Here is a 22,787-nt window from a genome sequence, read left to right as displayed (position 1 = left end):
CACTGTCCTTACGCGTCGAAACGCAGCACGTAGTGGCCCGCCACCAGATGGTGACCGGCGGGCAGCGTGTACGGTTGCTCGACGCTCGCTTCGCCGATGCTGGCCACAAAAGCGAGCTTGTCGTCGAGGTGATACAGCGCCTGGGTGGCGGACAGGCGCCCGATCAGGTAACCGTTCGGCCCCGCCTCGAAGCTGAAGGCGCTGCGCGAGAGGCCGATGCGGTCGGCGCTGGCGCTGTCCGCCCCGCTCACCAGGTGCAGGAAGCGCGGCGAATCGAGCACGCGCAGCGCGGCCAGCATGGGCGCGCTGCGCCCGAAGGCAAAGCGCGCACCGCCGGCGACCGGCGCCGCGATCGGGTGCGGCAGGCGCAGCACGGCGCAGTAGCGCTCGGCCATCGCCGGTGCAACCGCCAGCAGTTCGACCGTGCGCGCGTCGACCGGCGTAAAGGTGGCTGGCGCCGCAATCGGCTGGCGCCCGGCGCTGGTGAGCGCGTACAACTGGTCGTCCGCATTGACGCCGAAGGTCAGGGCCGCCGCTTCGCCGTCGCTTGCCAGCAGCAGGGACGGGGCCAGCCCGATCTCCATCGACACCGCGCCGGTGTCGCGGTAGCGCGACAGGCAGGGCAGCGCCAGGCCGACCAGGCTGACACGTTGCCGCGCCAGCGGGGCGTAGGTGGCGTCGCTTTCGACCGGGGCGGCGGCCGGGCGGTGGCTGAAGGGCACCGCGGTGTCGCCGCTGTCGATGCCGGCGGGAGCGCGCGGCTTCCACACGGCGGCCGGCTTGGCTGAGGGAGCAGGGATCGGGGCCGACGTTGTGGCGGAACCGGCGCGCCGCACGCGCATCAGCAGGCGCGCGGCCGGGTCGCCCCTGGCGCTGACGAGGTACTGGCCGCTGAGCGCATCGAGCACGCAGTCGAACGCGCCCTTGGGCCGCACCTGCACCTCGATCGGGGCGTCGGGACCATCGTTAATGAGCAAAATGGCGCCGACGGTGCCGAACGGCCAGCTTGGTACCGCGTGGCTGGCCAGGTCGGCGTCGTGACCGATCAGCGCCAGGCGCTGTTGCGGATAGATCGGGCACACCGCCTGCCAGATGGCGCTGTCGCGCGAGGTTTCCACTGTATACAAGGGCTGCTCGCCGGCGGCCGGCAGGTAGACCGCGTGGCCGAACTTGACTTCCACCTGGCCCGGTTCGAGCGCATCGGTGCCGACGACGTCGTAGCGCACGTCGTCGCTGCCGAGCAGGTCGCCAAAATCTTTCTGGTGCAGGGCCGTGAGCGACTGCGCCAGGTCGCGCACGCGGGCGCCGCGCGTCAGGTGGCGGTCGTCGTCGACTTCGTCCTGCGCCAGCATCAGGGTGATGTGCGAGAAGCAGCGCGTGGGAGCGCGGCCCCGGTGCTCGCGCGGGGAGCGTTCCAGCAGGTCGCGCAGCAGCGGGCGGCGCGAGAACAGGGCCAGGCCGGGCGCCTGCCACAGGGTTTCGGCGTTGAACACATCGTTCACCTTGCCCAGGACTTCATGTTGGACGTAGACCGGCATGGTTGATTCTCCTCGAATGATTGCGCACTGATTGCACTGAACGTTAGCAGGGGGCAGATGAAAAACAGCAGATGGCTGCCGCCGGCCGACAGAAAACTCATGGGCTGGCCCATGATCGGGAAGATCGCCAGGTTGGTCCCCCACGACAGCAAAAAGTGGCCCAGCACAAAGGCCGCGCCGCCGCACAGGGCGAAGCAGCGGAAGCGCCACAGCCAGGCCTGGCGGAAGTCGCGCGTTTGCTCGCTGGCGCCAAAGGCGCGCGCCGCCGTTTGCAGCAGGCCGACCAAAAACAGCGCCTGCAAGGCCCACAGCGCCAGTGCGCCCAGCAAGCCGTGGCGGTTCAAAAAGAAGGAGGGCGCAAAGTCATCCTGCACCGCCGGGATATGCAAAGCGCTGCCGCCGACCTGGCCCATGGCGCCCAGGCCAAGCCGGCTGTCGGCGCCCCACCACGCGCCTTCGGCGATGGCGCGCGCGGCCAGCAGCAACTGCTGGCCGGTATGCGGATGCTGGGCCGGGTCGAGCCACACCAGGAAGCGGTCGGCGTAAAAACCCCATTGCGCCACCTCGGCCACGCCGGCGCCGCGCAGCCAGGCGATGCCGCCGGCGGCCACGCAAGCGACGCCGAACAAGGCGGCGGTGGCGCCGTGGGTGCGGGTGGCGAGCGACCAGGCCAGGGCCATCGCCATGCACCACACCAGTAACAGGATCAGGGGCGAATAATCGTCCACCTGGACCAGGGCCAGCCCGAGCAGGGCGGCGAACAGCAGCACCGGTGCGGCCAGGCGCAGCCAGCGCCGCGCGGGACTCGACTGCTCCGGCATGTGCGCGTGCCAGCCAAGGCCGATGGCGAGGCAGTGCGCGGTAAGCGCGGTCAAGGCCAGCTTGGCAAATTCGACCGGCTGCAAGTCGAACACGCCGGTTTCGTCGCCGAAGACGACCTGCATCAGGAGCGCGCCCAGCGCCGCCAGCGCAAACAGGGCGAGCACCCATTCGAGGGTGGCCTGCGGCATGGCCGGGGCGGCGGCCCATGCCCGCAGGCGCAGGTGCGCGCTGATGCCAAGGCCGATCGCCAGCAGCGCCACCGATTTCTGGAAGTGGCGCAGCGCGGCCGATTCGGCGCCGCCGAAACCGAGTTCGAGCTGCGCCAGCAGGCCGACCGCCAGCAGCAGCACGCCGGCGGCGCTGGCCAGGGTCAGGCGCGCGGGCAGCAGCAGGCAGCCCCACAGCGCGGCCCAGGCCAGCAGCATCGACCAGCCGACCCCCGGCGCGCTGCCCGATCGCTGCGACAGCAGCGCGGCCACGCCGGCGATGACCAGCAGCGCGCTGCCTGCCGCCGCCGCGCGCACCGCATCGCTTGTAGCGCGCGTAAAAGGCCAGGCGCCGCGCTGCCATTGGATGGCCGCCGCCACCGCCAGCAACAGGCACAGGCCCAGCGCAACGGGCCATGCACGCCCGGCCGGCAGCGTCCACAGGCCGCGCTTTTTCCACTGCCACGTCACTTGCGCCGGCAGCAGCGCATCGGCGTCGGCGTACAGCGCCACATGGCGTTGCGGCAGCAGGTGCAGCACGCCATCGTCGATCCGCACACCCAGGCGGGTGCGGCCTGCGACCAGCGTTTGCACGCCGGCCAGCGGTTCCGCACGGCGCGCCAGGTCGACCTGGCCGGCGCTTGACGAGATCAGGAGCGGCGCGCGGTCGGCGGCGCCCGCGAGCAGCAGGCCCTCTTTGCTGCGTGCGATGGTGGCGCTGGCGCCTTCCACATAGGCGATGCCAAGCCGGTTGCCGCAATACAGATTGCCGCCAAAGGTCAGCGGACGCGCCACCGTCAACGCCTGCGGCATGGCGCGGTTCCACAGCGCGATGGTGCGTGCGGCGACGCCGGCGTCGGGGCAGGCCGGCTGCGCGCTGTCGTTGCGGTACAGGGTGGCGCCGTCGTAGCGCCACTGGGCGACGGGGCCGGAGAAGGCGACCTGGCGCGCGTTGGCGTCTTCCACATCGAAGCGCGCCGCGCCAATCCGGAACGATTGGCCGGTGCGCAGTGCGCTCGAGCCCATGCGGCGGTCGACGCCGTCGCGCTGCAGCAGCACCTGTTTGCCGGCGCTGGCATTGCTGGCCCACCAGTGGCCATCGGCGGCGCGGCGCAGGGCCAGATGGGCGTTGTCGGCTTGCGGCGCGGCCAGTTCGGCGCTGCCCAGGGTGAGCGACTCGCCGGGCCGCAGCAGCACCGAAATACGCTCGGGCGACCAGGCCGGCGGCGCGCGCCACAGGCACACCAGCTGCAACAGGCACAGCACCGCGAGCAGGGCGGCGGTAAGGAGGAAACCGGGCGAGCGGTCCGCGAAGTGCCTCATGGCCGCTCGCTCGCCGGCAGGGCGGCGCGGATGGCGCCGAGCATGCGGCTGATCTGCATGGCGTGGCACGGGCGCTGCGCGCGGTCGGCATGGAGCAGGGCGCGCAGCAGGAGCAGCGCTTCGGCCGCGCCGCCGTCGTGCGGGGCGTCGTCCGGACTCCAGGTGCCGGCGTCGGCCTGGGCGCCGAAGGCCCGTGCGAAATGCGCCGCTTCATCCTCGTGCAGGGTGGGCGGAGGGCGATTGCCGTGGCGTGCCAGCAGCATGGCCGCGCCGTCGCCACGGTGCTCGCGATAGGCCTGGCCGCACTCGCTGCAAAAGCGCAGCGGCAAGCCACCGGTGACCAGATAGTAGAACAGCGCCCCGAGGGCAAAGTAATCGGTGCGGGCGTCGGTGTGGTAGCCGTTCGCGTCCGGGAAAAACTGTTCCGGCGCCTGCCAGCTGGCCGTGCCGGCGTACGCGCTGGCGTGGCCGTCGGCCAGCGGGCGGCTGGTGCCGAAATCGGCCAGCTTGACGCTGCCGTTCCGGCGCGAGAGCAGCACATTGGCCGGTTTCAGGTCGAGGTACGACCAGCCGTACTGGTGGACCTTGGCCAGCGCCTGGTTGATCTGCCCGAGCCAGTCGAGCAGTTGCGTTTTTGTGATCGGGCGCCCGGCATCGCGTTCGATGGCGATATGGCGGCCAAGATCGGTGTCGAGCAGTTCGAGCGCCATGACGGGCAAGCCATCGTGTTCGCCGCTGTCGAGCAGGCGCACCACATGACGCTCGTCCCAGGGCGCGAGCGAGCGCAGGAAGGCGATTTCGTTGCGGGCGCTGGCGATCCAGCGTTCCTGCTGCAGGGGATGGGCGCGCGCCATCTGTGCGCGGTTGACCAGCTTGAGCGCCACGTCGCCGGCCGGCCCAGTGGCGCGCCACACCACGCCGTAGGCGGAGCCGCCCAACTGGCCGCACAGGCGGTACTGGCCCGCGCCAAGTGCGATGATCGCGTCCGCTGTTTCCATGCTTCCCCCACGAGGCGCCGGCAAGTGCCGTCAGCAAGCGATAGCGGAGGGAAGGGGAAAACGGGCGCTTCAACGCACGTAAACGAAAAAAGGCACGAGAATCTCGTGCCCGGGCAAACCTGGGAAAGCTACGCTTGATTAGCGGCCGTACCCGTGGCCATATCCGCGACCGCGTCCATGGCCGTAACCATGGCGATGTCCGCGACCACGTTCAACATACACGACCGCCGGTGGGCCATAGTAGCGTGGAGGCGGTGCGTAATACACCGGGGCTGGCTGGTAATAGCTGCGCGATTCCACATACACGGGCGCCGGTTCACGGTACGGGCGCTCATAACGGCGCTCTTCGTAGCGGGTTTCGTAGCGATTGTCATAACGGTTGTCGTAGTAGCCGCGGTTGTTGTCGCGGTCACGGGTGCTGATCGAATTGCCGACCACCGCGCCGAGCACGCCGCCGACCAGGGCACCGTTGCGCGATCCGGTGCTGTTGCCGAGGGCTGCGCCGGCGACGGCGCCGATTGCCGTATTGACGCCACGGTCGCTAGCCATTGCTGTGGAGGAGATGGCCGCTGCGGCCAGAACCACCGCACCAGCAAATTTTGTGTTCAACATAGCGTTTCCTTTGGCCTCAACCGAGATCGGGATGATCACGCAAGCGCTGGGGCATGACTGCACTATATCCCGGCTTCATGGGAATTCCATTCTTAATACATAAACTTACAAATCCTGGAATCGTGAAACAAGGGCCGCGCTACCATCTTTCCCCTTGCGTAAGGCGTGCGCTGCCCCATCTGCAACCGGTTACCCCTTCTTCCGGACCTGCCCATGCCCGCGCGCGCCGTCTTCATCGTATTGGCACTTCTGTCAATGTTGCACCTCTATATAGGCATGCGTCTGGTGCCGGCCATCGATCCGGGGCCGCTGGGCGTGGCCGTGGCGGTCGCGCTGCTGGCCGCATCGACCTTGCTGATGCCGGCCGGGTTGCTGTCGGTGCGCTTCAAGCGCTGGCGCTGGTCCGACCAGCTGGCGTGGGCCGGCATGCTGACCATGGGTTTGTTCTCCTCCCTGCTGGTACTGACGGTGCTGCGCGATGTGGCGCTGCTGGTGCTGGCCGTGTTCGGCGCCGCCGGCCAGCCGGTCGTGCGCGGCACGGCCATTGCCGTGCCGCTGGTGGCGCTGGGCGTGACCCTGATTGGCCTGGTCAACGCGCGCCGGGTGGCGCGGGTAGTCGAGGTGGAGGTGCCGATCGCCGGCCTGCCGGCCGCGCTGCACGGCTACACGATTGTCCAGATCTCCGACCTGCATGTGGGTCAGACCATCAAGCGCGGCTACCTGAATGCCATCGTCACCAGGGTCAATGCGCTCAAGCCCGACGCCATTGCGATTACCGGCGACACGGTCGACGGCAGCGTGCGACGCCTGCGCGCGCATACCGAGCCGCTGGGGCGTCTGGCGGCGCGCGACGGCGCGTTTTTCGTCACCGGCAACCACGAATACTATTCCGGCGCCGACGAATGGATCGCCGAGATGCGCCGCCTGGGCCTGACGGTGCTGATGAACCAGCACGTGGTGTGCGAGCGCGGCGACGCGGCCCTGATGATCGCCGGCGTGACCGACTTCACCGCGCACCACTTCAACGAATCGCACCGCAGCAATCCGCGCGCGGCGGCGGCGGGCGCGCCCGATCACGTGACCGTGCGCATCCTGCTCGCGCACCAGCCGCGCAGCGCCCCGGCGGCGGCGGACGCCGGCTTTCACCTGCAACTGTCGGGCCACACGCACGGCGGCCAGTTCTTCCCGTGGAACCTGTTCGTGCCCTTGCAGCAGCCGTTCACCGCAGGCCTGAACCGCATGCGCGATCTGTGGGTGTACACCAGTCGCGGCACCGGCTACTGGGGGCCGCCCAAGCGCTTCGGGGCGCCGTCCGAAATCACGCGGGTGCGCCTGGTGGCCGCTTGATCGCCGCAGTGCCGGGCCTCATACTGTGTGCCGACGGCGTCAATCCTGACGTGCGCTGAACACAGAACGGGAGAATACCGTGGGCGAAGTGGCTCGAACGCTGTTGAAATTACTGGAGCAGGCCTCGCAACCGGTAGAGTACGACCCCGAATGGCCATCTCCTTGCGCCGTGCTGCCGCCCGATGCCGATAATATGGTCGCGTGGCGGCCTGTGGCGATGGAACCGTCACCCGACTTTTCGGGCCTTGGGCTACGGCCGGACATCATCGAGTTCTATACAAGTTTTTGGGGCAGGGGATGGGAAGGCGGGCACGATGGAGAGGCTGTCTTCCTGACCGTGGCGTGGAACGCGCATGAATCAGCTCAGATCAGGGCGTCCCTGGCGTCCCAGGCCGCCGCCGGTGAACCTGTCTTCATCGCTACCACCGATTCCGATCTCTTTTTCGGCGTGGACAACGCCTCCGGCGCTGTATGGCTGTGTGAGCCGGGATACCCGCCGCTGCGTGAAGTGGCGCCGTCGCTCGCAGCGTTTTTGACAGCGCTGGCCTAGTGTCCCGAGTTAGAAATTCGTTGAATAAATATGGCGACAATCGCACCGATACTGCGTCACAAATGCTCGCCAGGCCTCGGCCTGTCTGCGCTTTGTTCCTTGTCTCGTTACGATCTCACCACATTTAATCATCAACGAATTTCTAACTCGGGACACTAGATCGCAACGATCCCCGGCAAGCCTGGCGCAAATGCGCTATCGTTGGAATCCCTCCGCCATCTTCAAGGATTGACCGCATGTCACGCACGTACCATCAGCCTGTGTTGTCCCTCCTCGCCGCCAGCATGATCAGTGGCGGCGCGCTCGCCGCCGCTCCCGGTAACGACCCCGCCGCGCTGGCCGCCATCCGCGACAGCGCGCTCAAAAGCGACTGGGCCTACGAGCGCCTGGCCGACATGACGGACCTGATCGGCCCGCGCCTGTCCGGATCGGCCGGCGCCGCCGCCGCCGTGACCCAGGTGGCCGACGCCATGCGCAAGCTGGGCGCCACCGTCACGCTGCAGCCGGTCAAGGTGCCGCACTGGGTGCGCGGCGAAGAAAAGGGCGAACTGGTGGACTTTCGCGGGCGCCCGGCCGGCGTGACCCAGCGCGTGGTGCTCACCGCCCTGGGCGGCTCCTCGGCCACCCCGGCGGCCGGCCTGGTGGCGCCGGTGATCGTGGTGCGCAGTTTCGATGAGCTCAAGGCGCGCGGCGCCGGGGTGAAAGGGCGCATCGTGCTGTTCGACGTCGCCTTCGACCAGGGCATGGCCGAGCGCGGCCAGGCGTCGCAAGCCTATCGCCAGGGCGCCAAGTACCGCGTGGGCGGGCCGCGCATGGCGGCCGAGATGGGCGCGGCGGCGGCGCTGGTGCGCTCGGTCGGCGGGGCCGACTTCCGCTTGCCGCACACCGGCAACAGCGGCATGCGCGACGGCGCGCGCATTCCGGCGGCCGCCGTCAGCGCCGAAGACGCGATGCTGATGGTGCGCCTGGCCGCGCGCGGTCCCTTGTCGATGCGCCTGACGCTCACCCCGCAAACGCTGCCCGACGCCGACAGTTTCAATGTGATCGCCGACTTGCCCGGCACCGACAAGGCCGACGAAATCGTGATCGTCTCGGGCCACCTCGATTCCTGGGACCTGGCCACCGGCGCCAACGACGACGGCGCCGGCGTGGCCAGCGCGATGGCGGTGATCGAGACGCTGAAAAAACTCGACTACCGGCCGCGCCGCACGATCCGCGTGATCGCCTGGGCCAACGAAGAAAACGGCGGGCGCGGTGCGCAGGCTTACTTCGAAGCGAACAAGGCGGCGCTGGGCAAGCAGATTGCCGCGATCGAGAGCGACAGCGGTGCGGGGCGTCCGTTCGGGCTGCGCGCCAGCGTGCTCGCGCGCGACGTGGCGCAGTTCGCGCCGCTGCAGGCCGCACTCGAGCCGATGGGCGCCGGCGCCTTCCAGCGCAGCGATGCACTCGGCAGCAGCGACCTGCACGAACTCGAACAGGCGGGCGTGCCGAGTTTTGCGCCGCTGATCGACACCGCCAACTACTTCCACTACCACCATTCGGCGGCCGACACGCTCGACAAGGTCGATCCGGAAAACCTGCGCCGCCATGTGGCGGTGATGGCCGCCACCACCTGGTTCCTGGCCAATACCGACAAGCCGGTGGCGCGCTGGGTCGACGCCGTAAAGGAGTAAGCGCCTCAGAAGGCGTCGAGCGGAATCTTCAGGTAACGCACGCCGTTCGCCTCGGGCGGCGGCAGTTGGCCGGCGTTGAGGTTGACCTGGATCGCGGGCAGGATCAGGGTGGGCATGGCCAGGGTGGCGTCGCGCCGCGTGCGCATGGCCACGAAGTCGGTTTCGCTCACGCCGTCGTGCACGTGGATGTTGTGCGCGCGCTGGGCGGCGACCGTGGTTTCCCAGGCCGGCGCGCGCCCTTCGGGTGGATAGTCGTGGCACATGAACAGGCGCGTGCCCGGGGCCAGCGCCAGGATGCGGCGCACCGACCGGTACAGCATGGCCGCGCTGCCGCCGGGGAAGTCGCAGCGCGCGGTCCCCACATCCGGCATGAACAACGTATCGCCGACAAACACGGCGTCGCCGATCCGGTACGCTATGTCGGCCGGCGTATGCCCCGGCACGTGCAGCGCGCGCGCTTGCAGCTCGCCGATGGCGAAGTCTTCGTCGGGCGCGAACAGGTGGTTGAAGCGGCTTGCTTCGCCGGCGTCGGCAAACAGCGCCGCAAAGGCGCGCTGCACGGTGCGGATGCCGGCGCCGATGGCGGTGCGCCCGCCCAGTTGCGCGGCCAGGAAGGGCGCCGCCGACAGGTGGTCGGCGTGGGCGTGGGTTTCGAGCAGCCACGCCACCGTGAGCGCCTGCGCGCGCACGAAGTCGATCACCCGCTCGGCCGACGCGGTGGACGTGCGTCCCGACTTGGGATCGAAATCGAGCACCGGGTCGATGATCGCGCACGGCGTGCCCGGTCCCGCGTGGACCACATAGGTGATGGTGGCGGTGCTGTCGTCGTAGAAGGGCTGGATCTGTGCTTGCGTCATGACCGGATTATATGCCGGCCATGCGTTTCCAGACGTAAAAAAGCCCGGCGGTTCCGTTGGGAACTGGCCGGGCCGCTTGACTGTGTATCTTCTACAGGTTCAGGCGTGGCAGGTAGCCGCCTGGAATGATTCCGAAGACCGACAGGACGATCAGGATCAGGAGAATGATGAACAGCACGCGGACGATCTGCGCAACGGGAGCCGGCAGCGGCAGCATGCTGACGAGCCACCAGATCAATCCGAAGATGACCAGGTAGATGATGAGGCTGATGAGGATATTCATTTTGTTTTCCAATACGGCTGTTGTTATTGATAAGTAGTGCAACAGAACGGACGATATCGGAAAAGCATCGGTCGATCCGTTCGGTAGGGCACATAAGCCCTCAGTCGACCGGCACGCGGCGCACGGCCCGGGCGCGCCCCCGGAATGGCCGGCCATACACGGTCTGGATGCCGCTCGTGAAGTTTTGCCCCCACACCAGGTGCGCGCGCGGCTCCTGCATTTCGCACGACCAGTACCACATGCGCTGGAAGTGCTCATGGAGGTTGGCGTAGAGCAATGCCAGCTCGCGCCGCGTCGGCAATTCCCCACCACAGGCCAGCGCCCAGTCGCGGGCGATTCCCCACGACACGTCCGTCACTTCATCCGGCAACAGCACCAGATGGTGGTCGCGACAATTGTTTTTTCCGAGAATCAGGCCGGCGTAGTGCTCTCCGGCGCAAAGGGCGTGCCTGAGGTTCGTATAGTCGTACATAGGTTCTCCATCGACGTGAATTGACTGTCTTTAGAGCGGCCCGGCGCGCGTGAGTTGCATTTAAGTGTTTGATTTCCATGAAGGAACTAAAAATATGGTTTTCATACTTGACAGAAATTTTTTTGTCAAATCATTGAACCTAAATCTTTGATCCCGCTCAAACCTTGTTCATTCACGTCACAATGTAAGGAACCTGTAATGAATAAATTTGTCACTTTTGCTTCGGAAATCCGTGTCAACGCGTTGCTGTGCAGCAGCATGACGGTCTTGCTGGCCGCTTGCGGCGGCGGCAGCGGCGAACAGGACTTGTCCCAGGCTAAGCAACAAACGCAGACGGCCAGCTACATGGCCAGCGCAGAAGGGGCCAGCGCCGAGGCGGCACCGGTCGACGCGCTGATGGCCACCCGTGCCGACGGCGACCAGGCCGATGCAAGCACGGTTGCGGCCCCGGACGGCGCCGGCCAGGCTGCGGACACCGCTCCATCCAATTACAGCGAGAAAGATTTTGCCCTCATCGGTTACGGCGCCGGCGACGCCGTGCCGGCCACGGCAACCGCCTACGGCGCCACCGATGCGGCCGCCTTGGCCGCCGCCACCGCGCCCCAGGGCTCGGACGTGACGGTATCGGCGCAAGCGGTACCCGTCATCCCCTCGACGACCTACAAGTTTTACGTGGCGCCAAACGGCAACGACAGCAGCGCCGGCAGCGCCGCCGCGCCGTTCAGGACGATTGCCCGCGCCGCGCGCGCAAGCAAGGGCAGCACCACCGTGTTCGTGGCGCCCGGCACCTACGCCGGCGGGATCAAAACTACCGTCAGCGGGTCCGCTTCGGCGCGCATCTATTTCGTCTCGACCACCAAATGGGGCGCGAAGATCGTCGCTTCCGGTTCGAGCGGCAAGACCGGTTGGGATAACAGGGGCAACTACGTCGATATCGTCGGCTTCGAAGTCAACGGCAAGGGTGGCAAGTGGACCGGCGGCATCTACAACGGCGGTTCCTACGACATGATCCGCGCCAATTATGTGCACGACATCGCCAAGGGTGTCGCCTGCAACAGCGGCGGCGGTTCGGCGATCGGCGTGGACAGCTACTACAAGGGCGTCAAGTCCGACGTCGTCGGCAACCTCGTGCACGATATCGGCCCGGCCGGTTGCCGTTTCGTGCAAGGCATCTACGTCAGTACCTCGGGCAGCGTGAAGAACAACGTGGTCTACCGCGTGGCCGAAGGCGCGATCCACCTGTGGCACGACGCCAACCGCGTGATCATCACCAACAATACGGTGACGACCTCGAACACCGGCATCATTGTCGGCGGCGGCGACTTCTATCACACCAAGGGGCCGGCCGATTACATCGCCGTGTACAGCAACATCGTGTACGACAACAAGATGGGCGTGTCGGAGCAGGGCAAGACGGGCAAAAACAATACCTACAGCAACAACCTGGTATTCAAGAATGCGACCTACAACTGGCAGCTCAGAAACGGCCTGACCCACACCGGCACCGTCAGTTCCGAGCCGCTGTTCGTGGCCTACAGCCGCAGCGGCATGCCGGACTTGCGCCTGTCGAGCAGTTCGCCCGCGATCGGGCGCGGCACCCCGGCCGAAGCGCTCGACTACGACTTCCTCGAGCGTCCACGCGATACGACGACCGGCTTCGACATCGGCGCCTATCAGCACTGATCGCCTGTAAAACAGCGACAACTCCCCCGATGCGACTGGCCGGTGACGGCTGGCGCATCGTCAATACGGCGCGCCTGGTTTGACGACCGGGCGCGCGCATGTGGCAGCGATCCGTTACGATGCAGGGAAAAACCGTATCGTTGAAGGAGATCCCCCATGTTGCCCACCCTGTTGCCTACCCTGTTACGCACCCCCTTGTCCTGTTGCATCGCCGCCCTGACGGCGCTGGCGCCGCCAGCCGCACTGGCGCAGTTGCCCACCAGTGATGCGCCGCCGGCCGCCAAAGGCTGGCGCGCGGAAACGGTGAGCGAAGGCTTGTCCCATCCCTGGGCCATGAGCTGGTTGCCGGACGGGCGACTGCTGGTCAGCACCAAGAATGGCAAGCTGTATATGCTCAAGGGCAAGCGCTTCGAGGAAGTGCCGATGGAAGGCTTGCCGCCGGTCTTCAGCAACGGGCAGGGCGGCCTGCTCGACATCGCCATCCATCCGGGCGACAAGGCCAATCCGCGCATCTACATGACCATGGCCACCGGCACCGACCAGGCCAACCGGACCACCCTGGTGCAGGGCGTGTTCGATGGCAAGCGCGTGAGCGGCATCAAGACCTTGTTCCGCGCCCAGCCCGACAAGAGCGGCGGCCAGCATTTCGGCTCGCGCCTGCTGTGGCAGAAGGATGGCACCTTGTTGATGAGTATCGGCGACGGCGGCAATCCACCACAGCAGGTGGGCGGCATGCTGGCGCGCGACCAGGCCCAGAACCTGGGCAGCCACAACGGGTCGATCCTGCGCCTGACCGATGCCGGCAAGGCCGCGCCGGGCAATCCGCTGGCCACGCGCCCGGGTGCGCTGCCCGAAATCTGGAGCTACGGCCACCGCAACATCCAGGGAATGGCGCTCGACGCCAACGGCCGCGTGTGGGCCACCGAACATGGACCACGCGGCGGCGATGAACTCAACCTGATCGAAGGGGGCCAAAATTATGGCTGGCCGCTGCAAAGCTACGGGCGCGATTACCGCACGGGCGAGCCGGTCGGCCAGTTGGTCGTGCCCGGCATGACGCAGCCCAGGATTGCCTGGGTGCCGTCGCCGGGCGCGTCCGGCCTGGTGCAGTACAGCGGCAGCCAGTTTCCGCAGTGGCGCGGCAGCCTGTTCAGCGGCGGCCTGGCCACCACCGACGTGCGCCGCATCGTGCTCGACAAGGACGCGAATGTGGTGTCGCAGGAACGCCTGCTGATCGGCAAGCGCGTGCGCGATGTGCGCCAGGGACCCGACGGGCATCTGTACGTCATCACCGACGAGGACAACGGCCAGTTGCTGCGCATCGTGCCGCAGTAAGCGCTATCCGATGAAAAAATGAAAAGCCCACGCATGCGTGGGCTTGAAGTGCCGGCAAAGCCGGATTTTCCGGTGCCGCCCCAGGGGGCGTCAGCTATCCGTATCGTCGTTCAGCTGCGCCGGCTGTCCCGATGAATTGAGTGCGTCGGACGCGCCCACCGGCGTCTGGCCGAAGGATTGAATGGTGCCGCCCATAAATTCGTAACCGGTCAGCGACGGCCCCCAGCTGCTGCCGTCCCACCACTTGTGATACAGCGCGCTGTCCGACCCCGTGGCGAAGACATCGAGACGGTTGGCCGCCCACGACACCACGTGCGGTTGCGAGGACAGGATGCCGCCCATGCCTTCGAAGCCGAGCAGGGACGGACCCCAGTTGCTGCCGTCCCACCATTTGTGATACAGCGCACTGTCGGTGCCGACCACGAATACGTCGATCCGGTTCGGTCCCCACGACACAGCTTCGGGGTTGCCGATGCACACGCCGCCGAGGCGTTCCAGGTTATTCCCGGCGGGCAGCCACTGGCTGCCGTTCCACCACTTGTGATACAGGGCGCCGTCCGTGCCGGTGACAAACACATCAAGGCGGTTGTTGCCCCATGCAACCGCGCGCGGGGCCGAGGTGCACACGCCGCCCAGTTTTTCGTAGCCGGTCAGCGACGGTCCCCAGTTGCTGCCGTCCCACCACTTGTGATACAGCGCGCGGTCGGTGCCGATGACGAACACGTCGAGGCGGTTCGGCCCCCAGGAGACGACTTCGGGCTGCTCCATGATGATGCCGCCCATGTTTTCGTAGCCGGTCAGCGACGGTCCCCAGGTCGTGCCGCTGCGCCACTTGTGATACAGCGCACGGTCGGTGCCGAGCACGAACACGTCGAGCCGGTTGGGGCCCCACGAGATGGCGCGCGGGTCGCCGATGCACACGCCGCCCAGGTTGGTGTAGCCGGTCAGCGACGGCACCCAGGCGCTGCCGTTGAAATTCTTGTGATACAGGGCGCTGTCGGTGCCTGTTACAAACAGGTCGAGGCGGTTGGGCTGGGTCGAGATGGCCTGCGGCACGCTGGTGCCGACCCCGCCCATGAATTCGTAGCCGGTCACGGACGGGTTCCAGCTCGACCCGTTCCACCACTTGTGATACATGCCGCGATTGGTGCCGAGGGTGAACACATCAAGCCGGTTCGGACCCCATGCCACGACTGGGCCCGAGCTGGGCTTGCGCGGGCCGGCTTGCAGCGCCAGCGCCTGGGCGCCGGGAGTATCGCCCTGGCCGGCGGCGCCGGCCGCCGGCTGGCTTCTCATGCTCGCGCCCGGCATGCCGTGCGCGCCTTGCGCGGCGGCGCTGGCGCCACTACCGCTGCCGCCGGCGCCATGCATCGCGCCGCTGCTCATGCCGTCCATGTTTTCCGTACTATCCGATTGCATTGATTTCATGCTGTCTTCCTTCCGGTTCGTTGATCGACTTCCTGCCCGGCTCCGTGAGCACGGCATGCCTGCGCAGGCCTGGTGAAATTATCGTGGTATTTCCAGTGGGAACTTTTGACGGAGATGCAAGGGTGGTGTTGCCGTATTCGGATACGGACATAAAAATACCAATCCCATCCGCCGTTGCGATAGCCTGCTTTCAAAAAATGCCACGGCGCCGACGCGCGCCGCCGCAGGCCCAGCATGCCGGCCAGGCCAAGGCAGACCAGGGCGAGCGAGGCAGGCTCGGGCGCCCCTGCGGGCGGCACCGTGATCGCCGCCTGGCTCAGGGAAAAACTCAAGTCGTTGAATTCGTACGGCCCGCCGCGCAAGTCCTCGAAGCTGACCAGCGTGACATCCGGCATCCAGTTCGCCTGGGCGCGCGCATGGGCACGGCGGTCGGCATTGCGGCTGGACTTGCCCGAGAAAAAATCGCGCCCCGTATTGTTAACATGCAGCCGAAACACCAGTTCGCTGCCGGCCGCAAACCGGCCCAGGTCGAGCGTCTTGCCCACCGGCGTGCTGCGATTGTTAAACATGAACACGTCGTTGTTGTCGACCCCGTCATCGGTGAACAGGTATACATCGTCCGCATAGTCGGCCGAGCTGCCCAGGTAGGTCGCCACCACGGCGCCCGGGCCTGTCGCCAGCACGGCCAGGCCTTCGGTGCCGCTGCTGGCGATGGGAATGGCGCGCGCCGCGCCGGGCATAGCCAGCGCGGCGATGGCCGCAGTGCAGGCAAGCGATGAACGAAGTAATGAATGACGTAACTTCATGCCCATGAGCTCCTCTTGAAACGGTGGTCCACGCCGTCGATCGGATGGCCCATCATAGGCAGGCGGCCCGGTGAAGAATAGCTATGCGATTTGCGTATAGCTTTTTCGCGAATATTCATATTTCGGGGGTGGCTCGCAGGCTTAGACTCCTTGTCACCCTTGACTAATGGCTAAGCAATGAAAATCATCAAACTGACGACGTACCGGGTTCCGCCGCGCTGGATGCTGCTCAAGATCGAGACAGACGAAGGCATCGTCGGCTGGGGCGAACCCGTGATCGAAGGGCGCGCGCGCACGGTCGAAGCGGCCGTTCACGAGATGACGCCATTTTTGATCGGCCAGGATCCGGGCCGCATCAACGACCTGTGGCAAGCCATGTACCGCGGCGGCTTTTACCGGGGCGGCGCGATCTTGATGAGCGCCATCGCCGGCATCGACCAGGCCCTGTGGGACATCAAGGGCAAGGCGCTCGGGGTGCCGGTCTACGACCTGCTGGGCGGCCGGGTGCGCGACAAGATGAAGATGTACAGCTGGGTCGGCGGCGACCGTCCGCTTGATGTCATCGCCGGCATCCGCAAGCTGCGCGAAGTCGGCATCGACACCTTCAAGATGAACGGCACCGAAGAACTGCGCATGTTGGACAGCGCGCGCGCGGTCGACCAGGCGGTCGGGCGCATCGCCGAGATCCGCGAAGCGTTCGGCAACGACATCGAATTCGGCATCGACTTCCACGGCCGCGTGGCCGCGCCCATGGCCAAGGTGCTGCTGCGCGCATTGGAGCCGTACCGCCCCCTGTTCGTCGAAGAGCCGGTGCTGGCCGAGCAGGCCGAGTATTACCCGCGCCTGGCCGAAGCGACCTCGATCCCGCTGGCGGCCGGCGAGCGCATGTACTCGCGCTTCGAATTCAAGCGCGTGCTCGAACAGGGTGGCCTGGCAATCCTGCAACCGGACCTGTCGCACGCCGGCGGCATCACCGAGTGCGTCAAGATCGCGGCCATGGCCGAAGCCTACGACGTCGCCGTGGCGCCGCATTGCCCGCTCGGCCCGGTGGCGCTGGCGGCCTGCCTGCACCTCGATTTTGTATCGCACAACGCCGTGCTGCAGGAGCAGAGCATGGGCATCCATTACAACCAGGGCGCCGAACTGCTCGACTACGTCATCAACAAGGAAGACTTCCGCATGGACGGCGGTTACATCGCCGCCCTGACAAAGCCGGGCCTGGGCGTGGAGGTCGACGAAGAACGCGTGATCGAAGCGAGCAAGAACGCGCCCGACTGGCGTAATCCCTTGTGGCGCCACGAGGACGGCAGCGTCGCCGAGTGGTAGCCGTGCTCGCGTCATCGTCGTGGTGCTCGCTGACGGCGTTGGCGCAGCCGTCGCGCCTGTCGCACCATCCCGGGCGCTCCCTGCGCTGGGATGCGCACGGCCGCCGCTGGTGGTGGGCCGGCGCCAGCGTCCACGCACTGCACGCGTACGCCGGCGAGGGCGCCGCGCCGCTGGCATGCCGCCTGCCCGATGCCGCCGGCCTGCTGGCGCACTGCCAGTCCGGGCGGGTGCTGCTGGGATTGAGCAAACGCCTCGGGCTGGCGCAGCCGAACACGGAAACCGGCGCGCGCCAGTTGCGCGTGCAGCCGCTGGTGGCGGTGGACGCGGCCGAACCGCGCACCGCGATCAGCGACGGCTGCACCGACCGCCGGGGTTTTTTGGTCTTCGGCACCCGCAACGTGGCCGAAGATGGGCGCGCGATCGGCAGTTTTTACCAGTATTCGCGCCAGCATGGCTTGCGCCGCCTGGCCTTGCCGGTGGTGGCCGAGGCGAGCTCCATCTGCTTTAGCGCCGACGGCAGGCGCATGTTCTTCGCCGACGCCCGCGCCAGCCGGATCATGGCCTGCGACTACGACGCCGAAGCGGGCGGCGTGGGCGCGCCGGAGGTGTTCGCGCAGCTCGACGCCGGACGCAGCCCGCGCGGCGCGGCGCTCGACGTAGATGGCTGCCTGTGGAGCGCCCAGGCCGGCCAGCTGCTGCGCTACGCACCCGATGGCAAGGTAGTACAGCGCATCGCGCACGATTGCACCAGCGTCGCCTTTGGCGGCGCCGGCCTGACGCAGCTCGCCGCCGTTGGCGCGGGCGGCTTGTTTACCGTCCCTGTTCCCGGCGTCGCGGGTCAGGCAGATAGTCCGTTCGACGATCATCGACCACAATAACTAACCAATAACTAAGACAACAGGAGACCACCATGAAATTACGTACCTTTGCAAAACTCGCCGCCGCCGCCCTGGTGACATGCGCTTTCGGCGCCGCCCACGCGGCCGATCCGGTCAAGATCGGCTTCCTGGTCAAGCAGGCCGAGGAACCGTGGTTCCAGGATGAATGGCGTTTCGCCGAGCAGGCCGCCAAGGACAAGGGTTTCACCCTGATCAAGATCGGCATTCCGAACGGCGAAAAAATGATCGCCGCGATCGATAACCTGGCCGCCCAAAAAGCCCAGGGCTTCGTCATCTGCGCGCCCGACGTCAAGCTGGGCAAGGCGGTCGAACGCGCCGCCTCGCGCAACAAGATGAAAGTCATCTCGGTCGACGACCGCCTGCTGGACGGCGCCGGCAAGCCGCTGGCGTCGGTGCCGCACATGGGTATTTCGGGCTACGAAATCGGCAAGCAAGTGGGCGCCGGTCTGGTTGCCGAAATCAAGGCGCGCGGCTGGAACCCGGCCGAAGTCGGGGTCCTGCGGGTGGCCTACGACCAGCTGCCGACGGCCAAGGAGCGCACCATGGGCGCGGTCGACACGCTCAAGGCGGCCGGCGTACCGGCGGCCAACGTGATCGACGCCACGCAAGCGAAGACCGATACCGAGTCGGCCTTCAACGCCGCCAACATCGCCTACACCAAGCAGCCGCGTTTCAAGAAGTGGGTCGCGGTGGCCTTGAACGACGAATCGGTGATGGGCGCGGTGCGCGCCGCCGAAGGACGCGGCATGCGCGCCGACGCCATGATCGGCATCGGCATCGGCGGCAGCAAGACGGCGCAGAACGAATTCGCCAAGCCGCAGCCGACCGGTTTCTTCGGCACCGTGATGATCAGCCCGAAACGCCACGGTTACGAAACCGCGGCCAACCTGTACGACTGGATCGCCACCAACAAGGTCCCGGCGGCGGAAACGCTCACCGCCGGCATGCTCATGACGCGCGCCAATGCTGACAAGGTGCGCGCCGAGATGGGACAGTGATCGACGATGTCCGCCTATCTCCAGTTTGACCAGGTCTCGAAGCACTTCCCCGGCGTGATCGCGCTCGGGGGCGTGAGCTTCGAGGCCCATGCCGGAACCGTGCATGGCCTGCTGGGCGAAAACGGCGCCGGCAAGTCGACCCTGCTCAAGATCCTGGGCGGGCAGTACCGCCCGGACGGCGGGCGCCTGCTGCTCGACGGGCGCGAAGTGCGCTTCGGTTCGGCCAGCGACGCCATCGCCGCCGGCGTGTCGATCATCCACCAGGAACTGCAGTACGTTCCCGAGCTGACGGTGGCCGAGAACGTCCTGCTCGGCCGCATGCCGACCCGCATGGGCTTTCTCGACAAGGGCGCCGCCAACAAACTGGTGTCGGAGCGGCTGGCCAGGATCGGCGTCGACCTCGACCCGAATGCGCGCCTGGCCGACCTGTCGATCGCGCAGCGCCAGATGGTCGAAATCTGCAAGGCCGTGATGCAGGACGCCCAGGTCATCGCCTTCGATGAGCCCACCAGCAGCCTGTCGCACCGCGAAACGGAGATCCTGTTCCGCCTGGTGCGCGACCTGCGCGCCGAAGGGCGCACCCTGATCTACATTTCGCACCGGCTGGAAGAGCTGTACGCGCTGTGCGACGCCTGCACCATTTTCCGCGACGGGCGCAAGGTCGCCACCCACCCGGTCATGGCCGACGTGCCGCGCGAGCGCCTGATCAGCGACATGGTCGGGCGTGAACTGAGCGACATCTACGACTACCGCGCACGGGAGCCGGGCGCCGAGCGCCTGGTGGTGCGCGGCATGGCCGACGGTTGCGACTTTTCCGTGCGCGCCGGCGAGGTGCTCGGTTTCTTTGGCCTGGTCGGCGCCGGGCGCAGCGAATTGATGCGCCAGATGTACGGCGCCGACAAGCGCCTGCCCGGCACCGTGGTGCTCGACGGCGTGGCGGTGCCGATGGGCGGCCCGTCGGCGGCGATTGCCGCCGGCATCGTCCTGTGTCCGGAAGACCGCAAGGAGCAGGGCATCCTGGCCCAGTCCTCGGTGGCCGAGAACATCAACATCAGCTGCCGCCGCCATGCGCTGCTGGGCGGGATCTTCCTGCGCCATGCGCGCGAGGCTGCGCTGGCCGACGACTTCATCGCTCGCCTGCGCATCAAGACCCCCAGCCGCGAGCAGGAAATCCGCCTGCTTTCGGGCGGCAACCAGCAGAAAGTGATCCTGGCGCGCTGGCTGGCCGAGCCGGACCTGAAGGTGCTGGTGCTGGATGAACCGACGCGCGGCATCGATGTGGGCGCCAAGAACGACATCTACCGCATCATCCACGACGTGGCCGCGCGCGGCTGCTGCGTGATCGTCATTTCGAGCGAACTGCCCGAAGTGCTGGGTATCGCCGACCGCGTGGCGGTGATGCGCGACGGCCGCATCGTGGGCGAACTGGCGCGCGCCAGCGCCGACGAACAAGCGGTGCTGCGCCTGGCGCTGCCGGATACGCTGACAGATATCGACAATAAGACGAACGATAACGACAACAACGACGACAACGCCGATACTACCTCCCGGAGAACCGCATGAGCACCATCCCAGTCACCCACGGCGGCGCCCCGGCGCTGGCCAACCGCCAGCGCGCGCTCCTGATCGAATACAGCATGCCGCTGGCCTACGCGGTGCTGTTCGCCGTGCTGGCGGCCACGGTCGATAACTTCTTCTCGGTCGCCAACGTGGTCGGCCTGATGCTGTCGGTCGCGCAGATCGGCATGGTCGCCTGCACCATGATGCTGTGCCTGGCCTCGCGCGACTTCGACCTGTCGGTCGGCTCCACCATCGCCTTTGCCGGCGTGCTCGGGGCCATGGTCCTGGAACGCACCGGCAGCGTCACGCTGGCCGTCGGGGCGGGCCTGGGCGCCGGCGCCTTGATCGGCGCCGGCAACGGCGTGCTCATTGCCTACCTGCGCGTCAATGCGCTGATCGCCACCCTGGCCACCATGCTGATGGTGCGCGGGCTGGCGTTTATCGCCTCGCAAGGGCAGGCGGTCGGGATCAATTCCGACGCCTTCATCGCCTTTGGCGACGCCCAGGTGCTGGGCCTGCCGCTGCCGGTGCTGGTGGCGGGCGCCTGCTTCCTGGTGTTCGGGGTGCTGCTCAATCATACGGTCTTCGGACGCAATACCCTGGCCATCGGTGGCAATCCGGAAGCGGCGCGCCTGGCGGGGGTCAAGGTCGAGAAGCTGCGCGTCTGGATCTTCTTGCTGCAAGGGCTGGTCACCGCGCTGGCGGGCCTGATCCTGGCGTCGCGCATCACCAGCGGCCAGCCGAATGCGGCGCAGGGGTTCGAGCTCGATGTGATTTCGGCCTGCGTGCTGGGGGGCGTGTCGCTGCAGGGCGGCAAGGCGCGCATTTTCGGAGTGCTGATCGGAGTGCTGATCATGGGGACCGTGGAAAATGTGATGAATCTGCTCAATGTCGATTCGTTCTACCAGTACCTGGTGCGCGGCTCGATCCTGCTGGCGGCGGTGCTGCTGGACCAGTTGAAGACGCGCGGCGAACGGCGGACGTAAAATACGGTGCGGAGGGCGGCGGCGTGCGCAAACGCTGAGATAGGAGGTCATACATGTTGACGTTTTGGCCATTGCGCATATATCATCGACATCCCCGACCCCGACAGCCATCCATGCCCGATCCACGCTCCGACCGATTTGTCCGCTCGCACCTCAAAACCCGCCACCTGGTGCTGCTGGTGGAGCTTGGCCGGCACGGCTCCATCATGCATGCGGCCCAGGCCGCGAACCTGACCCAGCCCGCTGCCTCCAAGCTGCTCGGCGAACTCGAACACGCGCTCGGCGTGCAGTTGTTCGAGCGCCTGCCGCGCGGCGTGGCGCCGACCTGGTACGGCCAGGTGCTGATCCGCCGCGCCGGCGCCGCCCTGGCCGAAATGGACGCCGCCCACCAGGAAGTCATGGAACTGCTCTCCGGCCTGCGCGGCCGGGTCGACGTGGGCACCGTGCTCACGCCGTCCACCCGCCTGGTGCCGGAGGCGGTCAACCTGCTCAAGGCGCGCCACGCGCGCGTGCATGTGTCGATCAGCGTCGATACCAGCAAGATCCTGGTGCAGCGCCTGCGCGCCGGCGAACTCGACCTGGTGGTCGGGCGCATTCTCGACACCGGGGCCGCCGCCGAACTGCACTTTGAACCGGTCACCGACGAACCGCACAGCCTGATCGCGCGCGCCGGCCATCCCTTGGCCGGGCGCACCGGCCTGACGCTGGACGAACTGGCGCGCCAGGGCTGGATCTTGCCGCCCAACGGCAGCATCTTGCGCGACCGCCTGACCGCCTTGTTCCTCGCGCGCGGGCTCGAGCCGCCGGCCGAAACGGTCGAAACGCTGGCCCTGCCGGTCATCGCCCACCTGCTCACCGGCAGCGACATGGTGGTGGCGCTGCCGCTGGAACTGGTGCAGCCTTACCTGCAAACGGGCCTGTTGACCGTGCTGCCGTTCGACCTGGGTATCCGCATGGACATGTACGGCATCATCACGCGCCGTCACCACCAACTCTCGCCGGGGGCCGAGAGCATGCTGGCCACGATGCGCGAAGTGGCGGCGCTGCGCTATCCGAAAGCGAACTCATCTATATGATTCCGGCAT

Annotated in this window: 20 protein-coding genes; 11 read left to right on the top strand and 9 right to left on the bottom strand. The window is 67.0% G+C overall.

Going from position 1 to position 22,787, the window contains the following annotated elements; translation table 11 throughout:
- Positions 1-8 precede the first annotated feature (8 nt).
- From F0185_RS30665 to F0185_RS30650, 4 genes are all read right to left on the bottom strand, one after another.
- Positions 9-1,538: a hypothetical protein gene (locus tag F0185_RS30665; protein ID WP_167231864.1), complete on the bottom strand. Its 1,530-nt coding sequence runs from the start codon at positions 1,536-1,538 to the stop codon at positions 9-11.
- Entirely contained in the window at positions 1,499-3,889 is a 2,391-nt protein-coding gene (locus F0185_RS30660) for an FtsW/RodA/SpoVE family cell cycle protein (protein WP_167231861.1), read from the bottom strand. Before F0185_RS30660 ends, F0185_RS30665 begins: the two co-directional genes overlap by 40 nt.
- The gene (locus F0185_RS30655; protein ID WP_167231858.1) at positions 3,886-4,887 is read right to left on the bottom strand and encodes a serine/threonine-protein kinase; all 1,002 of its coding nucleotides are present in this window, start codon (positions 4,885-4,887) and stop codon (positions 3,886-3,888) included. Before F0185_RS30655 ends, F0185_RS30660 begins: the two co-directional genes overlap by 4 nt.
- A gap of 138 nt (positions 4,888-5,025) precedes the next feature.
- A complete protein-coding gene (locus F0185_RS30650; protein WP_167231855.1) occupies positions 5,026-5,499 on the bottom strand; it encodes a glycine zipper family protein in 474 nt (157 codons plus the stop codon).
- 213 nt (positions 5,500-5,712) lie between these two features.
- On the opposite strand from F0185_RS30650, the gene F0185_RS30645 reads away from it, so the two are divergent.
- The 3 genes from F0185_RS30645 (at position 5,713) to F0185_RS30635 (ending at position 9,069) form a co-directional block, all read left to right on the top strand.
- Positions 5,713-6,846 carry a metallophosphoesterase gene (locus tag F0185_RS30645; RefSeq protein WP_167231852.1) on the top strand — a complete coding sequence of 378 codons (1,134 nt, stop codon included), beginning with the start codon at positions 5,713-5,715 and terminating at the stop codon, positions 6,844-6,846.
- Between the two features lie 79 nt (positions 6,847-6,925).
- Positions 6,926-7,396 carry a SecY-interacting protein Syd gene (locus tag F0185_RS30640; protein WP_167231849.1) on the top strand — a complete coding sequence of 157 codons (471 nt, stop codon included), beginning with the start codon at positions 6,926-6,928 and terminating at the stop codon, positions 7,394-7,396.
- Positions 7,397-7,632: 236 nt separating this feature from the next.
- Positions 7,633-9,069: a M20/M25/M40 family metallo-hydrolase gene (locus tag F0185_RS30635; protein ID WP_167231846.1), complete on the top strand. Its 1,437-nt coding sequence runs from the start codon at positions 7,633-7,635 to the stop codon at positions 9,067-9,069.
- A 5-nt stretch (positions 9,070-9,074) separates the two neighbouring features.
- On the opposite strand, the gene F0185_RS30630 is transcribed toward F0185_RS30635, so the two are convergent.
- From F0185_RS30630 to F0185_RS30620, 3 genes are all read right to left on the bottom strand, one after another.
- Entirely contained in the window at positions 9,075-9,926 is an 852-nt protein-coding gene (locus tag F0185_RS30630; protein ID WP_167231843.1) for an MBL fold metallo-hydrolase, read from the bottom strand.
- 91 nt (positions 9,927-10,017) lie between these two features.
- A complete protein-coding gene (locus tag F0185_RS30625) occupies positions 10,018-10,209 on the bottom strand; it encodes a Thivi_2564 family membrane protein (RefSeq protein ID WP_126073335.1) in 192 nt (63 codons plus the stop codon).
- Positions 10,210-10,309: 100 nt separating this feature from the next.
- Positions 10,310-10,681, bottom strand: a complete 372-nt coding sequence (locus F0185_RS30620; RefSeq protein WP_167231841.1) for a DUF1566 domain-containing protein — start codon at positions 10,679-10,681, stop codon at positions 10,310-10,312.
- Positions 10,682-10,879: 198 nt separating this feature from the next.
- Here F0185_RS30620 and F0185_RS30615 point away from each other — a divergent pair, with 198 nt between their 5' ends.
- Together F0185_RS30615 and F0185_RS30610 are read left to right on the top strand one after the other, a co-directional pair.
- Positions 10,880-12,364 carry a DUF1565 domain-containing protein gene (locus F0185_RS30615; protein WP_167231838.1) on the top strand — a complete coding sequence of 495 codons (1,485 nt, stop codon included), beginning with the start codon at positions 10,880-10,882 and terminating at the stop codon, positions 12,362-12,364.
- 156 nt (positions 12,365-12,520) lie between these two features.
- On the top strand, positions 12,521-13,699 hold the full coding sequence (locus F0185_RS30610; RefSeq protein WP_167231836.1) for a PQQ-dependent sugar dehydrogenase: 1,179 nt from the start codon (positions 12,521-12,523) through the stop codon (positions 13,697-13,699).
- Positions 13,700-13,789: 90 nt separating this feature from the next.
- Here the strand turns inward: F0185_RS30610 and F0185_RS30605 are convergent, their stop codons facing one another.
- Both F0185_RS30605 and F0185_RS30600 read right to left on the bottom strand, forming a co-directional pair.
- A complete protein-coding gene (locus F0185_RS30605; RefSeq protein WP_229477273.1) occupies positions 13,790-15,127 on the bottom strand; it encodes a PLL family lectin in 1,338 nt (445 codons plus the stop codon).
- Entirely contained in the window at positions 15,124-15,933 is an 810-nt protein-coding gene (locus F0185_RS30600) for a PEP-CTERM sorting domain-containing protein (protein WP_167231833.1), read from the bottom strand. Before F0185_RS30600 ends, F0185_RS30605 begins: the two co-directional genes overlap by 4 nt.
- Positions 15,934-16,110: 177 nt before the next feature.
- On the opposite strand from F0185_RS30600, the gene dgoD reads away from it, so the two are divergent.
- The 6 genes from dgoD (at position 16,111) to F0185_RS30570 (ending at position 22,778) form a co-directional block, all read left to right on the top strand.
- Positions 16,111-17,259, top strand: a complete 1,149-nt coding sequence (gene dgoD / locus F0185_RS30595; protein WP_167231831.1) for a galactonate dehydratase — start codon at positions 16,111-16,113, stop codon at positions 17,257-17,259.
- Positions 17,260-17,261: 2 nt separating this feature from the next.
- On the top strand, positions 17,262-18,137 hold the full coding sequence (locus F0185_RS30590; RefSeq protein WP_167231828.1) for an SMP-30/gluconolactonase/LRE family protein: 876 nt from the start codon (positions 17,262-17,264) through the stop codon (positions 18,135-18,137).
- 32 nt (positions 18,138-18,169) lie between these two features.
- Positions 18,170-19,156, top strand: coding sequence for a substrate-binding domain-containing protein (locus tag F0185_RS30585; protein ID WP_167231825.1), 987 nt, complete (start codon positions 18,170-18,172; stop codon positions 19,154-19,156).
- A 6-nt stretch (positions 19,157-19,162) separates the two neighbouring features.
- Positions 19,163-20,719, top strand: a complete 1,557-nt coding sequence (gene araG, locus F0185_RS30580; protein ID WP_167231822.1) for an L-arabinose ABC transporter ATP-binding protein AraG — start codon at positions 19,163-19,165, stop codon at positions 20,717-20,719.
- Positions 20,716-21,702, top strand: a complete 987-nt coding sequence (araH, locus tag F0185_RS30575; protein ID WP_166899051.1) for an L-arabinose ABC transporter permease AraH — start codon at positions 20,716-20,718, stop codon at positions 21,700-21,702. Before araG ends, araH begins: the two co-directional genes overlap by 4 nt.
- A 113-nt stretch (positions 21,703-21,815) precedes the next feature.
- Entirely contained in the window at positions 21,816-22,778 is a 963-nt protein-coding gene (locus tag F0185_RS30570) for a LysR substrate-binding domain-containing protein (RefSeq protein ID WP_167231819.1), read from the top strand.
- The last annotated feature ends 9 nt before the right edge of the window (positions 22,779-22,787 follow it).

The sequence above is a fragment of the Massilia rubra genome (assembly GCF_011682065.1).
Taxonomy (GTDB): Bacteria; Pseudomonadota; Gammaproteobacteria; order Burkholderiales; family Burkholderiaceae_D; genus Telluria_A; species Telluria_A rubra.
Note: the sequence above shows the minus strand (reverse complement) of the source record. Positions and strands in the feature narration are given on the sequence as shown.

Excerpts from the sequence above, each read along its gene's own strand:
- F0185_RS30665 (WP_167231864.1), bottom strand. The coding sequence starts at position 1,538 with ATGCCGGTCTACGTCCAACATGAAGTCCTGGGCAAGGTGAACGATGTG.
- F0185_RS30660 (WP_167231861.1), bottom strand. The coding sequence starts at position 3,889 with ATGAGGCACTTCGCGGACCGCTCGCCCGGTTTCCTCCTTACCGCCGCC.
- F0185_RS30655 (WP_167231858.1), bottom strand. The coding sequence starts at position 4,887 with ATGGAAACAGCGGACGCGATCATCGCACTTGGCGCGGGCCAGTACCGC.
- F0185_RS30650 (WP_167231855.1), bottom strand. The coding sequence starts at position 5,499 with ATGTTGAACACAAAATTTGCTGGTGCGGTGGTTCTGGCCGCAGCGGCC.
- F0185_RS30645 (WP_167231852.1), top strand. The coding sequence starts at position 5,713 with ATGCCCGCGCGCGCCGTCTTCATCGTATTGGCACTTCTGTCAATGTTG.
- F0185_RS30635 (WP_167231846.1), top strand. The coding sequence starts at position 7,633 with ATGTCACGCACGTACCATCAGCCTGTGTTGTCCCTCCTCGCCGCCAGC.
- F0185_RS30630 (WP_167231843.1), bottom strand. The coding sequence starts at position 9,926 with ATGACGCAAGCACAGATCCAGCCCTTCTACGACGACAGCACCGCCACC.
- F0185_RS30625 (WP_126073335.1), bottom strand. The coding sequence starts at position 10,209 with ATGAATATCCTCATCAGCCTCATCATCTACCTGGTCATCTTCGGATTG.
- F0185_RS30620 (WP_167231841.1), bottom strand. The coding sequence starts at position 10,681 with ATGTACGACTATACGAACCTCAGGCACGCCCTTTGCGCCGGAGAGCAC.
- F0185_RS30615 (WP_167231838.1), top strand. The coding sequence starts at position 10,880 with ATGAATAAATTTGTCACTTTTGCTTCGGAAATCCGTGTCAACGCGTTG.
- F0185_RS30610 (WP_167231836.1), top strand. The coding sequence starts at position 12,521 with ATGTTGCCCACCCTGTTGCCTACCCTGTTACGCACCCCCTTGTCCTGT.
- F0185_RS30605 (WP_229477273.1), bottom strand. The coding sequence starts at position 15,127 with ATGAAATCAATGCAATCGGATAGTACGGAAAACATGGACGGCATGAGC.
- F0185_RS30600 (WP_167231833.1), bottom strand. The coding sequence starts at position 15,933 with ATGAAGTTACGTCATTCATTACTTCGTTCATCGCTTGCCTGCACTGCG.
- dgoD (WP_167231831.1), top strand. The coding sequence starts at position 16,111 with ATGAAAATCATCAAACTGACGACGTACCGGGTTCCGCCGCGCTGGATG.
- F0185_RS30585 (WP_167231825.1), top strand. The coding sequence starts at position 18,170 with ATGAAATTACGTACCTTTGCAAAACTCGCCGCCGCCGCCCTGGTGACA.
- araG (WP_167231822.1), top strand. The coding sequence starts at position 19,163 with ATGTCCGCCTATCTCCAGTTTGACCAGGTCTCGAAGCACTTCCCCGGC.
- araH (WP_166899051.1), top strand. The coding sequence starts at position 20,716 with ATGAGCACCATCCCAGTCACCCACGGCGGCGCCCCGGCGCTGGCCAAC.
- F0185_RS30570 (WP_167231819.1), top strand. The coding sequence starts at position 21,816 with ATGCCCGATCCACGCTCCGACCGATTTGTCCGCTCGCACCTCAAAACC.